General features: G+C 55.9%; 10 protein-coding genes. 5 read left to right on the top strand and 5 right to left on the bottom strand.

All coding sequences use genetic code 11. The annotated features are described in order from the left end of the window. Nucleotides 1-34: 34 nt before the first annotated feature. From C1N64_RS09040 to C1N64_RS09030, 3 genes are all read right to left on the bottom strand, one after another. Complete coding sequence (locus C1N64_RS09040) at nucleotides 35-2,488, bottom strand: DUF3772 domain-containing protein (RefSeq protein WP_033737711.1); 2,454 nt, start codon at nucleotides 2,486-2,488, stop codon at nucleotides 35-37. Between the two features lie 134 nt (nucleotides 2,489-2,622). Next, a complete protein-coding gene (gene pbpG / locus C1N64_RS09035; protein ID WP_205952822.1) occupies nucleotides 2,623-3,570 on the bottom strand; it encodes a D-alanyl-D-alanine endopeptidase in 948 nt (315 codons plus the stop codon). A gap of 175 nt (nucleotides 3,571-3,745) precedes the next feature. After that, on the bottom strand, nucleotides 3,746-4,333 hold the full coding sequence (locus C1N64_RS09030; protein WP_033737713.1) for a Yip1 family protein: 588 nt from the start codon (nucleotides 4,331-4,333) through the stop codon (nucleotides 3,746-3,748). A gap of 206 nt (nucleotides 4,334-4,539) precedes the next feature. Between C1N64_RS09030 and C1N64_RS09025 the strand changes: the two genes are divergently transcribed. Further along, the gene (locus C1N64_RS09025) at nucleotides 4,540-5,118 is read left to right on the top strand and encodes a DedA family protein (RefSeq protein ID WP_033737714.1); all 579 of its coding nucleotides are present in this window, start codon (nucleotides 4,540-4,542) and stop codon (nucleotides 5,116-5,118) included. On the opposite strand, the gene C1N64_RS09020 is transcribed toward C1N64_RS09025, so the two are convergent. Beyond that, nucleotides 5,112-5,885, bottom strand: a complete 774-nt coding sequence (locus C1N64_RS09020; RefSeq protein ID WP_375096541.1) for an SDR family oxidoreductase — start codon at nucleotides 5,883-5,885, stop codon at nucleotides 5,112-5,114. The two genes, C1N64_RS09025 and C1N64_RS09020, sit on opposite strands and share 7 nt — an antisense overlap. Before the next feature lie 156 nt (nucleotides 5,886-6,041). Here C1N64_RS09020 and C1N64_RS09015 point away from each other — a divergent pair, with 156 nt between their 5' ends. Then, nucleotides 6,042-7,856 (top strand): glycoside hydrolase family 15 protein, encoded by a 1,815-nt coding sequence (locus tag C1N64_RS09015; protein WP_394515430.1) that lies wholly within the window; start codon nucleotides 6,042-6,044, stop codon nucleotides 7,854-7,856. 195 nt (nucleotides 7,857-8,051) lie between these two features. Then, nucleotides 8,052-9,191 carry a L,D-transpeptidase family protein gene (locus C1N64_RS09010; protein ID WP_033737717.1) on the top strand — a complete coding sequence of 380 codons (1,140 nt, stop codon included), beginning with the start codon at nucleotides 8,052-8,054 and terminating at the stop codon, nucleotides 9,189-9,191. 115 nt (nucleotides 9,192-9,306) lie between these two features. Here the strand turns inward: C1N64_RS09010 and C1N64_RS09005 are convergent, their stop codons facing one another. Next, nucleotides 9,307-10,329, bottom strand: a complete 1,023-nt coding sequence (locus C1N64_RS09005; RefSeq protein WP_033737718.1) for a transporter — start codon at nucleotides 10,327-10,329, stop codon at nucleotides 9,307-9,309. Nucleotides 10,330-10,491: 162 nt separating this feature from the next. Between C1N64_RS09005 and C1N64_RS09000 the strand changes: the two genes are divergently transcribed. Beyond that, nucleotides 10,492-12,096, top strand: coding sequence for an inorganic phosphate transporter (locus tag C1N64_RS09000; RefSeq protein ID WP_394515429.1), 1,605 nt, complete (start codon nucleotides 10,492-10,494; stop codon nucleotides 12,094-12,096). A 14-nt stretch (nucleotides 12,097-12,110) separates the two neighbouring features. Further along, a complete protein-coding gene (gene ppk2, locus C1N64_RS08995) occupies nucleotides 12,111-13,028 on the top strand; it encodes a polyphosphate kinase 2 (RefSeq protein ID WP_039341492.1) in 918 nt (305 codons plus the stop codon). Nucleotides 13,029-13,030: the final 2 nt, after the last annotated feature.

The following is a 13,030-nucleotide window of genomic DNA, read 5'->3' as shown; positions in this document are numbered from 1 at the left end:
GAAAAAACAGGCAGCCATAGGGCTGCCTGTTTCATTAACGCGGTTGCTCTGTGACCGTTACGTCATCGCTGACATCCGAGGCCAGCAGCTGGCGACGTTCGATAATCATGGTCTGCGGCGTCGACAGGACGATCCCTTCTTTACGTAATCGCGTCAGAATATCAAACAGCAGATCGCTTTTTGCGCCTGCAATCTGGCGCTGGCTGGCCACGTTACCGGTTACGCTGAGTACTATGCCCTGCGCGGTAAGATCTTTAAACGACACTGACGGTTCCGGCGTCTCCAGAATGCGCTCATTCTCTTCATACACCTTAAGCAGAATTTCACGTACCTGCACGGGGTCAATATTGAGCGGGAACGTCAGGGTAATCGTCACCACGCCCTGCGCGTTACCCATGGTCGCGTTACGGACGTTCTGAGAAATAAACTGCGAGTTAGGCACGATCACCGTAGATTTATCGCCCAGCTGAATTTCCGTCGCACGCACATTGATGCGACGAATATCCCCTTCCACGCCGCTGATCGTCACCAGATCGCCCACTTTCACCGGGCGCTCAGTCAGCAGAATCAGACCCGAAATAAAGTTCTTAACGATCTCCTGTAAGCCGAAACCGATACCGACGGATAATGCACTGACGATCCAGGCCAGCTTGTTCCATTGCAGCCCCATAATCGACAGGGTCAGCAGGATAATCAGCACATAGCCCACGTTACTGAACAGCGTCACCAGGGACACCCGCATCCCGCTGTCCATGGTGGTTTTGGGCAGGAAGTCGTTGTCCAGCCAGCGCCGCACTGAACGCAAGACGTAAATCCCGACAATCAGGCACAGCAATGCATTAACCAGGTGCGCCGGAACGATATTCAGCGACTCCAGGCCTTTACCGCCCCAGAATTCGATGGCTTTCTGCAACAACTCAATCGGCGTGGACGAGGCAAAGGTGCCGTTGAGCAGCGCCAGCGCCACAAACAGCACCAGGAACGTTTTACCTATCGCCGCCAGAATGGTAGCCACCTGCTGCAGATGACGTTCATCAATGTTCAGTGAACTCTGGATGCGTTTACCTGTCGTGTTACTGATCGAGAACAGACTCTCACAGCCGTCGTTGACCAGATGACTGAGAATATAAAATGAGCCAAACAAAATGCCGCACCACACCAGCTCATAGCTGAGAAAACGCGCCAGCGTGACGTAGCCGATCACCAGCGAGGCCAGGATGGTCAGCGCGGTGATCGTCAGCGCCATCTGAATCAATCCAACCAGGGTAGAACGCGCTTCCGGCGGCGTACCCGACTGCGCCAGGCGACGACGAACGCGCTTGGTGCGCATGCTGATCGCCAGTGCCGTAGTGCCGATAAGTAATGCCGTCAGGCCGTTGGCAAAAATACTGGTATTCAGGCTGGTGCCGACGGTGTAGTTAAAGGACTCGACCATCTGAAAGATAAACACCAGCAGGGCCGTAATCGGCGGGAACGGTTTAAGCGCGATGGCGACTTCGTTCGAAATCGTCGGCAGACGCCAGCTGGGACGACGCGTAGATAAAAAGGCACGACCCAGCCCGGCAATCAGGCCGCAGTAGACGCTGAGTTCGACCAGACGGTAAATAAAGTCCTGCACATCGCTGGAGACTTCATCGCGGCGCGTAAAGGCCTGCGAAATAAAGACGAAGGTCAGGACAACGGCCGCCAGGCTGGTCAGCGCCACGGCAGTTGCCAGAAAACTACGGCGCAAACGCCCTTCAGGCAATTTATTGATACTGACCCAGGCCAGGAACTCTTCACCATAGCGACGGCCGAGCGTCATCACCAGCACCGCGGCCAGCAACCAGCCAACCGTGCCAATGCGCCAGCCTGGCTCCCAGGAGAGTGCGGCCGTGTCTTTCAGCTCATTGAGAAAATCGCCAATTTTTTCCGCATCCAGATCCTGACTACTTAACACGGGCGCCCAGAAGCGCGGCCCCAGAATACTGCCTGAATTCAGGGCGAGTTTATTTTTTAGCTGGTCGCGGCGCAGATTGACGATTTGTGAGGAGAGCATCAGTGCACTGTTTTTAATGCCTTCCGCCTGCTTGATTTGATCGTCAAGCTTGCTCTTCTGACTTTCCAGCGCGCTGCGTTTGCGCGTCACGTCCGGTGTCTCTTTGACGCCGCTTTCCGGTTTGGGTGCCGGACCGAGCACGGCCAGCTGCGCTTCCAGTTGTTGACGATCGGGCTGTAACGCCTGCGCAAGCGTATCCGTATTGCCTGATAGCTCCAGCGCCATCTCATTCAGACGACTGAGCTTATTTTCGTCGCTTTCAACGGAGACCTGGCTTTTAATTTTATCGAGGATCTTCTGCATTTTCGGCAGCTCGACAGAGGCATCCACCTTGGGTTTGTCGTCGGTTTGCTGCGTGGCTTGCGTCGCATCGTCGGCAAAACTCAGCGCGGGTGCGAGCGTCATCAACGCGAAAAAAATCAGAACACTAAATGAACGTAACTTGAGCATATCAATGAGATTCCGGCACAGTAATCAGGCGAATCACCCTCGCCATTTGCGGGTAGTTTAGATTTTCGTCTGCCATGAAACTATAGGAATACAGGTCAATCTCAGCCGGGGAACCGTAGCGCCCCGGCAGAGGATTACTCTACAGCGGCCCCACTGGCTGCGTTGCTGGCAACCTCATCCGCTTTTTGTTTTTTATAGGCCAGTGCAGCCGCCGGAACCGGCGCAGCCTTGCCGGTTTCCAGCCAGTCGCGCAGACGATTCGCATCGGCGAAATGGGTATATTTGCCAAACGCATCGAGTACCACCAGCGCGACCGGGCGGTTCTTAATCATCGTCCGCATGACCAGACAGTGCCCCGCCTGATCGGTGTAACCCGTTTTCGTTAACTGGATATGCCAGCCATTTTTATACACCAGGTGATTGGTATTGCGGAACGGCAGCGCATAACTCGGATGGGCAAACACGGCGGTTTCTTCTTTGGTCGTGCTGAGCTCACCCAGAAGCGGATATTCACGCGTCGCTTTCAGCAGCTTCACCAGATCCTGGGCGCTGGACACGTTTTTGATGGAGAGACCCGTGGGTTCAACGTAATGCGTGTGCATCATGCCGAGCGCGCGCGCCTTGGCATTCATTGCCCGGATAAAAGCATCGTACCCGCCCGGATAAGCGTGGGCCAGACTGGCTGCCGCGCGGTTTTCCGAGGACATCAGCGCCAGCATCAGCATACTGCGGCGACTAATTTCGCTGTTCAGTTTGACGCGCGAAAACACACCACGCATTTCGGGGGTCTGGCTGATATCGACCTTCACCATCTCGTTCATCGGCTGGTGCGCATCCAGTACCACCATGGCCGTCATTAACTTCGTGATGGACGCGATGGGGCGCACCCGATCCGGATGACTGGAGAACAGGACTTTACCATTGGTCAGATCGACGATCAGGGCGCTCCCTGAGGCGATTTGCGGCTGAGCAATCGGGGCCATCTGCGACAACGTGGTGGTCGCCTGTGCTGGAAGGGTAACAACCTGCCCGGAAACGAGCAGCGCCAGCGACAACAGTGAAAAGCGAATTTTTGCAGGCATCGTGGAAAAAAGACCCGGTTAAGATTGTGCGCTGTGTAAACACAGGCCGCCAACGCCTGAACAGGCAGAGCGCGGGCTGGCCGCAGCATCATACGCTGAAGTCAGGGAATTTTCCTGGTGAGATTGTTTCTGAGCGTTAAAAAAAGGTTGCCGCCCTGTAGGCGGCAACGGCAGGTTAAAACAGACGCGGGCCATAGCCCCATAACACCACGGTCAGAGCCAGTAGCACTTCGAAGACCAGCACACCAATAGCCAGTGTTGAACTGGAAAAACGCAGACTTTCGTCACGGTCGATATTCAGAAACAGCGGAATGCCGACATACAGCAGATACCCGGTATACAGGAGCGCCAGCGCTGCCGCCAGCACACATAGCCAGACCAGCGGATAAAGCGCGACAAGGCCGCTCAAAAACAGGGGCGTAGCGACATAGCCCGCAAATACGGTGCAGCGCCCCATGCTGGGACGATGGGGATAGTCACGCGCCATCCAGTGAATCACCCGCCCCATAACGGCGACGCCGCCCAAGATCACCAGATAGAACAGAATCCCCAGGCCCAACGCCGTCAGCAAATTAAGCTGCACATATTGCCCTTCTCCCAGGTTCCAGCCTGACTGAGTGGTGCCAATCATGGCGCAGATCACCGGCACAGCGGCCATCAGCAGCACGTGGTGAGTGTAATGGTGCGAAACCGTTTCGTTCTCTTGCTTGATAGTGCGCATTTCCTGGTTCGGATGCGCTAACAAACCCCAGACATGGTTCATACGCTTACTCCTCTGACCGATTGGGCCACCCGATCTGTTAACATTTCCACAAGGGGGCAGCAGTCATTTGAGTATAATCGGCAGGATAATTTCTGGGGCCTCTGCGCAAAAAAACGGCGAAAAAGATCGCTTACGGGGTCTTAATCCGCTGTCCTGGCAAATCGGGTATAGACTGAAAGAAAAAACTTCACACAGGGAGTTCAGCCTTGCATTTGGATATCAATGGGTTAATTACGCAGTACGGCTATCTTGCGCTGTTTATTGGCTGTATTGCCGAGGGCGAAACGTTTTTGCTGCTGGGCGGGGTTGCCGCTCACGAAGGGCTACTGCACTACAGTGGGGTCGTACTGGCGGCGATGGCGGGCGGCGTGGTGGGCGATCAGATGCTCTACTGGATTGGCCGGCGTTTTGGTACCCGCATTTTGCGACGCTTTAAAAAACATCAGGATAAAGTGGTGAAGGCGAACCGCCTGATTAAGCGTCGTCCCAGCCTGTTCGTGATTGGCGCACGTTTTATGTATGGCTTTCGTATTATTGGGCCGATCATTATTGGCGCAAGCCGCCTGAAGCCGCTGAAGTTTTTTCTCCTCAACGTCACCGGGGCGGCTGTCTGGGCACTGCTGTTTGTTACGCTCGGCTATTTTGCAGGCGGCATTATCGCCCCCTGGCTGCACAAACTCGACCAACACTTTAAACACCTGCTATGGCTGGGCGCGGCGGTGGTCTTTGCGTTTGTGCTGCGCTGGGCGATTCGCCGCTGGAATCATCACCGGGCCGATCAGTAGCCTTTAAACTGCGGGTTGGCCAGCATAAAGCCGCCGTCGATAATAAACGACTGACCGGTGGTATAGGTCGCCCACTCGGAACTCAGCCAGACTACCATACTGGCAATTTCGTGCGTATCGCCAGGGCGGCCGGCAGGAATTTCCGGCATTTTTACGTTGTGCGCATCCGCGTCGGACATCTTGTTCATCGGCGTCGCAATCGCCCCCGGGGCGACCGCATTGACCAGAATATTGTGGGGCAGCAGACTCAGCGCCATCGATTTGGTCAGGCCGCCTGCCGCATGTTTTGCCGCGGTATAGGCCACTGAGCCCGGCAGGGGCGTATGCTCGTGCACAGAGGTGATGTTGATGATGCGTCCGCCCTGCCCTTGTTTGATCATGTTACGTGCCGCCACCTGCCCACAGATAAAGACGCCATCGACATCCACGCTGAAGGTTTTACGCCAGTCTTCCCAGGTCACGTCCATAAAGTCGGCTTTAAAATTTGCCCCGGCATTGTTGACCAGCACATCGATACGGCCCAGTTTGTCGATCAACTGCTGCAACACTTTGCCGCCTTCTGGCGGATCGGCCAGATCGAGCTGAATCGTCTCTGCCCGTTGTCCGGTCTCTTCTACCCGACGGGCGGTCCGCTGTGCGCCTTCCTCGTCTGAACGCCAGGTGATGCCAATATCAAAGCCCTGTTCGGCTAACATCTCAGCACAACGGCTGCCGATGCCCGAATCCGATGCGGTCACAATGGCCACTTTTCGTTGGGGTGCTGTCATAACGGTCTCCTCTGGAAGTGTATGAAAAGTATATACCGGGCTGAAAATTGTGCCGGACGCGGACAACGGGCTCGCCAGGTTAACGATCCGTGCCCGAACGAAGCGGTATGCAGGTACCTGGCTATAGTTAAGTCAGACACTGACAGGGAGAACGCGATGAGTAAGGTTAAACGCAAGATTGACGATCATGGTGTCATAGGTGATCTCCGCACCTGTGCACTGGTCGCAAACGATGGCACGATCGACTATCTCTGCTGGCCGGAGCTGGACAGCCCGTCGGTGTTTTCGGCCTTACTGGACAGTGACGAAGCGGGCCTGTTTTCAATCGCACCCGAGTGGCAAAACGCCCGTCGGCAACAAATTTACCTGCCGGATACCAATATTCTGCAAACGCGCTGGCTGGCCGAAGAAGGCGTGGCCGAAATTACTGACTACATGCCCATCTGCGATCGTCAGGACAAACTGCCACGCATTATCCGCCGGGTGAAAATGGTGCGGGGGCAGGCCCGGTTTAACATGGTCTGTTCGCCTCGCCATGATTACGCCCGCGCGGAAACCCGCGCCGAGATTCAGCGCGGTTGTATCGATTTTCATGCGACGGATCAGCCCTCGCTTCGGCTGGCCGCCACGGTCGTGATGACCCTGGAAGGTAATAACGCCACCGCCAGTTTCGAGTTAAAAGCGGGTGAACACGCCGAATTTGAATTCGGCAGCGTAAATGACGCACACGTTGAAAAACTGGCGACCGCGAACTGTTTCGAAGAGACGCTGAGCTACTGGCGTGAGTGGAGTTGCCACAGCACCTATCGTGGCCGCTGGCAGGAAATGGTCCAGCGCTCAGCCTTGGTGCTGAAGCTGCTAACCTCCTGGCAGCACGGCTCCATTGCCGCCGCCGCAACCTTTGGCCTGCCGGAGGAGCTGGGGGGCGAACGTAACTGGGATTACCGTGCCTCCTGGATACGCGATGCGTCCTTCAGCATGTACGCGCTGATGCGCCTGGGCTACGTGGATGAGGCCAAGCACTTCACCGAATGGGTTGGTCGCTGTGTGGAAAACAGCCATCATGACGAGATGCGTTTACAGGTGATGTATCGCCTGGACAGCAGCACGGAACTGCAGGAAATGTCGCTGCTCAACCTGTCCGGCTATGCCGATTCCTGCCCGGTCAGGATAGGCAACGATGCCTGGCAACAGAAACAACTGGATATCTATGGCGAACTGATGGACGCCATTTACCTTGCCAATAAATATGGTGAAGCCATCTCTCAACGGGGCTGGAACCATGTCTCAGAGATGCTGGATTGGCTCTGTGATAACTGGCATCAGCCGGATGCGGGCATATGGGAAATGCGCGGTGAACCGGAGCACTTCCTGCACTCCCGTTTGATGTGCTGGGTGGCCATGGATCGCGGGCTGCGTCTTGGCATGAAACGTTCCCTGCCAATGCCTTATGAACGGTGGGACCGTATCCGGCGCAAGATTCGCGATGATATCTGGAAAAACTTCTGGAACAGCGAACGCGGCCATTTTGTTTCGACCCGCCATGGCGACTACCTGGATGCCTCCATGCTGCTGATGCCGCTGGTGCGTTTTGTCGGCGCAACCGATCCTGACTGGATTGCCACGCTGGATGCCATCAAGGCGAATCTGGTCAGCGATGGGATGGTGCGCCGCTATAACATCCATGAAACCCCGGCGGACGGGCTCACCGGCGGAGAAGGTTCATTTGGTGCCTGCTCGTTCTGGTACGTCGAATGTCTGGCACGTGCCGGACGCGTACGCGAAGCCCATTTTGAGTTCGAGAAATTACTGAGCTACGCTAATCCGTTGGGGTTATATGCCGAAGAGTTCGACAGCCACGGCCAGGCACTAGGCAATATGCCGCAGGCGCTGACGCATCTCGCCCTGATTAGCGCCGCCTTTTTCCTGAACCGCAAGCTAAACGGAGATGTCACGTTATGGCAGCCGTAGAGGGCGGTTTTCGCCCAAAATGTTAATGAACAAAGGCGGATAACGCAGGTAAGTCAGGTAAAGTATTTCGATGCGGTAAAAATCCTGATTCACAACATCAGTTTAATGAACATATAATGCGCAGCAGGTCATAGTGACCAGCATGGGTTCGATACATTGACAAGCCTGAAACATGGCGATAAAGACTTGTAAAATATGAAAAAAAGCATTCGCGCGTTCGCTTCACTTGCATTGGCTTTGGCGGCATTCAGTCAGTCAGCCCTTGCGGTTGTTTATCCCTTACCGCCGGCGAACAGCCGTCTGACCGGGCAAAACATTGAGATTACGATTCCTCAGGACAGTAAACTGCCTCTGGAAGCTTTTGCAGCACAGTTCCAGATGGGCCTCAGCAATATGCTGGAAGCCAATCCGGGTGTTGACGTTTATCTGCCTAAGCCTGGCAGCAAACTGATTATCCCTCAGCAGTTACTCCTGCCTGACGCCCCGCGTGAAGGCATCGTGATTAACAGTGCTGAAATGCGTCTTTATTACTACCCGAAAGGCACGAAAACCGTAGTCGTTCTGCCTATCGGTATTGGTGAGCTGGGTAAAGATACGCCGCTGAACTGGACCACAACCGTCCAACGTAAAAAAGATGGCCCGACCTGGACGCCCACCAAAGCGATGCACGCTGAATATGCATCACGTGGCGAAAATCTGCCGGCTGTGTTCCCGGCAGGCCCGGATAACCCAATGGGGCTGTATGCGCTCTACATTGGGCGTCTGTACGCCATTCACGGCACCAACGCCAACTTTGGTATCGGCCTGCGCGTCAGCCACGGCTGTGTCCGCCTGCGTGCCGATGATATCAAATGGCTGTTCGATCACGTGCCAGTTGGCACGCGCGTGCAGTTTATCAACCAGCCGGTGAAAGCGTCTGTTGAGCCAGACGGTTCACGCTGGATGGAAGTGCATAATCCGCTGTCAACCACGGAAGAGCAGTTTAACTCTCGTGAACTGGTGCCGATTACGCTGACTCAGGCGGTTGGCAAAGTACTGGTAGACGGTAGCGTGAATCAGTCTCAGGTTGATAAGGCCATCCAGAACCGCTCTGGTATGCCTGTACAGGTTAATGCGCCAGAAAACAGCGTGGCCCCTGCGCCTGTTCCCTTCAATGAAGGTGAAGATGCTGAGCCGAAAGAAGAGCCCATGACGCCAGTGATGTCGCAGCCTGCTAACCCGGTCGCGGTCCAGTCAGAGCCCGCGCCGCAACAGGCTCAACCTGTGCAGCCTTCGCAGCCGCAGCCAGAGCAACCACAGCAGTCGCAACCTGCCCAGCCACAGCCGGCGCAGTAACATTCGCCTGTTACGGACCAGCCATTCAGGCCCGGTCGTCAGGTCAGTGAAAAGCCAGCGTTGGCGATAGCCACGCTGGCTTTTTTATTGGTCACGGGCTCCACTGTCAACACCACTATCTGGATGGGCGGCGAAAACTCAGCCAGCCGGCCAGCAGCGTGAAGGCCAGGACGATCAGAACCAGCAGTAAAAACCCGTGCGGATTCGACGCCAGCGGAATGCCGCCCACGTTCATACCAAAAAATCCCGCCACAATGTTAATCGGCAGTGCAAGCACCGTAATCACGGTCAGCAGATAAAGTGTCCGGTTGCTCTGCTCCATCAACCGTGCTGCAATTTCCTCCTGCAGCAGACGGATGCGCTCCATCAGGCTGGCCAGGTCGTTCAGCACCACGCTAAATTCTTCCGTGAACGCCCGCAGCTCGCGGAGCGTGTCGCGGTTGAGCCAGGCGGGTGGGCGGTTAAGCAACCGGAACAGCGCCGCCGGTTCGGGTGCCAGCAGGCGCTGAATGCGCAGCAGCATGCGCCGGTAATGCCCCAGCTCACTGCGGTTGGCCTTGATTGCCGGACTTAATAAACGCTCTTCAATGTTATCGACTACCTGGCTGATGCGACGCACCACCAGTTCCAGCTGCAACTCCTGTTCACCGAGCAGGTAAAGTAACAGGGCCTCCGCACTGGGAAAATTATGCTTCGCCAGCCCCTGCTGCATCTTTTCGATCATCACTGACGAGCGATAACGTGCGCTCACGACCAGATTATGACGGCACCAGATCCACAGGGTCGCATTTTGCGTACTGCGATTTTCCTGGCTCAGCGTGACGTCGTTCAGTACCGCCAGCAGGGCATTGCTTTGTTCCGCTAACCGGGTGCGCGGCGAGGCGGAATGGATCTCGTCAAAAAAATCATCATCAACCTGAAAGTGGCCCTGCACCCAGTGCTGTGCCCGCGCGTGATTCAGATTAATATGTAACCAGAGAAAGCCTTCTTCAGGAGGGTGTTCACCGAGTTTTACCGCTTCACGGGCATTCAGGCGTTGAGGGAGGGCATCAGGAGAAAAGCGATAACCATGGATGAGTCCGGCCACATCATCATCAAAATCACGTTTTTGTGGGGTGAGAACAACGTCTGTCGCCATGGCAATCCTGTCAGCATCATCAATTAAGATCCACAGCCTGCTGAAGTTTTGTTACAGCAAAATGACCTGTGCCGCCTGGATCATTTTTTTGTCATAAAAAGCGGGTATCACACAGCGTTAACCAGATGTAACTCCGCATCTGCATCCGCTAAGAGGTACGGCATGAGCGAAAACAGTTTATCCTCTTCAGGCACGACGCAGGGACGTCCCGATTTCAACGGCAAAGGCAGCCGCGCAACCAAAACGGCTTGTTATGTCCTGCTAATAGCCGGTCTGGCCTTTGCCGGATTTAATCTGTTTCACGATGTGGAAAAAACTAACACGCCCGTCACCAGTTATGTGCCTTTCTTTCTGCTCGGCCTGGCGCTGCTGATTGCGCTGGGCTTTGAATTCGTTAACGGGTTTCACGATACCGCCAACGCGGTCGCTACGGTGATCTACACGCATTCGCTGACGCCCGGTGCGGCCGTCGTCTGGTCAGGGCTGTGCAACTTTCTTGGCGTGATGCTTTCCAGCGGCGTGGTCGCGTTTGGCATTATTTCGCTTCTGCCCGTCGAACTCATCCTGCAGGCCAGCAGCGGCAACGGCTTTGCCATGATTTACGCCCTGCTGTTCTCGGCGATTATCTGGAATCTGGGCACCTGGTACTTTGGCCTGCCCTCGTCGTCGTCACATACTTTAATTGGCTCGATTATTGGCGTGGGTGTGGCGAATGCGATGTTGCATGGTCGCAGTGGCCTGAGTGGCGTTGACTGGGATCAGGCGCTGAAGGTCGGCTATGCCTTACTGCTCTCGCCCGTCGTGGGCTTCGTCTGCGCCGCCCTGCTGCTGTGGGCCATGAAGCTGTTGATTCGTAACCGCCAGTTGTACGAAGCCCCGCACAGCAACGAGCCGCCGCCGGTCTGGATTCGTGGCCTGCTGATTCTGACCTGCACCGGCGTCTCCTTTGCTCACGGGTCGAATGACGGGCAGAAAGGGATGGGACTCATCATGCTGATCCTGGTCGGCACCATGCCCATCGCCTATGCACTGAACCGTTCACTTCCGCCCGAGCAAATCCCGCGCGTTGCCGCACTGAGTGACGTGACGGCGCGCCAGTTACTGCATATTCAACCGGCCGCCACGCCCGCCCCGGATTCACGCAATGTGTTGACGGCCTTTGTCAGCACTGACACGGTCAATCCGAACGTCTTGCCCGCGCTTGGCATGACGTTACGGGATATCAGCGACCAGATTCGCCGCTACGGCTCGATGGACAATATTCCGGCCCAGTCCGTGACCAATACCCGCAATCAAATGTACCTGGCCGCAGAATCGATCAAGCACCTGCAAACCGCCCATTTCTCGCTCCCCGATGAGACGGCACGTAACCTGAAGGCGGTGAAAACAGAGCTGGACAGCGCCACACGCTTTATTCCGATGTGGGTGAAGGTGGTGGTGGCAATCGCGTTGGGGCTGGGCACCATGGTGGGCTGGCGACGTATTGTGGTCACCGTGGGTGAGCGCATCGGCAAAACCCATCTGACCTATGCGCAAGGGGCCAGCGCCGAACTGGTGGCGATGGCGACCATCGGCGCGGCCGATGCCTTTGGTCTGCCGGTCTCCACGACGCATGTGCTCTCATCAGGCGTGGCGGGCACCATGGCGGCGAACCGCTCTGGCCTGCAGATGTCCACCCTGCGCAATCTTGCCGTCGCCTGGATATTGACGCTGCCGGTCTCGATTTTACTTTCTGCCCTGCTCTACGGGCTGTTCATTCATATCTGACCAGGTGAATTGTCATGGCAACACACGACAACAGTTTCAATCGCGACGCTTTTAATCAGCGTTTAATGCAGGAGTTCTATGACAGCTACGACGAAGAGCTGGAGCTGGAGCTCGACGATCTGCGCTTTAGCGAGGCCGCGCCCACGGGCAGCGATGAAAAAGCCTGGCGCCGTCGTTATTTTCGCGAGCTGCTGCAGTTGCAGGGTGAGCTGGTGAAGCTACAGGACTGGGTAATGCGCACCGGCCATCGGCTGGTCATTCTGTTTGAGGGCCGCGATGCGGCCGGTAAAGGAGGCGTGATTAAGCGCATTACGCAACGCCTTAATCCGCGCACCTGCCGGGTGGCTGCGCTGCCCGCGCCCAACGATCGTGAAAAAACCCAGTGGTACTTTCAGCGTTATATCGCGCATCTGCCCGCCGCGGGCGAGATGGTGCTGTTTGACCGCAGCTGGTACAACCGGGCAGGCGTGGAGCGCGTCATGGGATTTTGCAGTGATGCCGACGTGGCGGAGTTTTATCGCAGCGTGCCCGAGTTTGAAAAAATGCTGACCCGCAGCGGGATTCAAATCATTAAGTACTGGTTTTCGATCACGGACGAGGAGCAGGAGCTGCGCTTCATGAGCCGTATCCACGATCCCCTCAAGCAGTGGAAGCTCAGCCCAATGGATCTGGAAAGCCGCCGCCGTTGGGAAGATTACACGGAAGCAAAAGAAGAGATGCTGAGCCGCACCCATATTCAGGAAGCCCCCTGGTGGGTTGTTCAGGGCGTAGACAAGAAACGGGCGCGCCTTAACTGCATCAGCCACCTTTTGCAGCAGGTGCCTTATGAAGCCGCCCCACACGACGAAATCATTCTGCCGCCGCGTGAACGCTCACAGGACTACCACCGCAACGAGGTGCCGGAAAATATGATCGTGCCAGAAAAGTATTGATC

This window comes from Pantoea sp. SGAir0215 (assembly GCF_043543215.1).
Note: the sequence above shows the minus strand (reverse complement) of the source record. Positions and strands in the feature narration are given on the sequence as shown.

Bases quoted from the DNA above. Each gene is read 5' to 3' on its own strand.
- C1N64_RS09020 (WP_375096541.1), bottom strand. From the start codon at position 5,885: ATGACAGCACCCCAACGAAAAGTGGCCATTGTGACCGCATCGGATTCG.
- C1N64_RS09030 (WP_033737713.1), bottom strand. From the start codon at position 4,333: ATGAACCATGTCTGGGGTTTGTTAGCGCATCCGAACCAGGAAATGCGC.
- C1N64_RS09010 (WP_033737717.1), top strand. From the start codon at position 8,052: ATGAAAAAAAGCATTCGCGCGTTCGCTTCACTTGCATTGGCTTTGGCG.
- C1N64_RS09015 (WP_394515430.1), top strand. From the start codon at position 6,042: ATGAGTAAGGTTAAACGCAAGATTGACGATCATGGTGTCATAGGTGAT.
- C1N64_RS09005 (WP_033737718.1), bottom strand. From the start codon at position 10,329: ATGGCGACAGACGTTGTTCTCACCCCACAAAAACGTGATTTTGATGAT.
- ppk2 (WP_039341492.1), top strand. From the start codon at position 12,111: ATGGCAACACACGACAACAGTTTCAATCGCGACGCTTTTAATCAGCGT.
- pbpG (WP_205952822.1), bottom strand. From the start codon at position 3,570: ATGCCTGCAAAAATTCGCTTTTCACTGTTGTCGCTGGCGCTGCTCGTT.
- C1N64_RS09000 (WP_394515429.1), top strand. From the start codon at position 10,492: ATGAGCGAAAACAGTTTATCCTCTTCAGGCACGACGCAGGGACGTCCC.
- C1N64_RS09040 (WP_033737711.1), bottom strand. From the start codon at position 2,488: ATGCTCAAGTTACGTTCATTTAGTGTTCTGATTTTTTTCGCGTTGATG.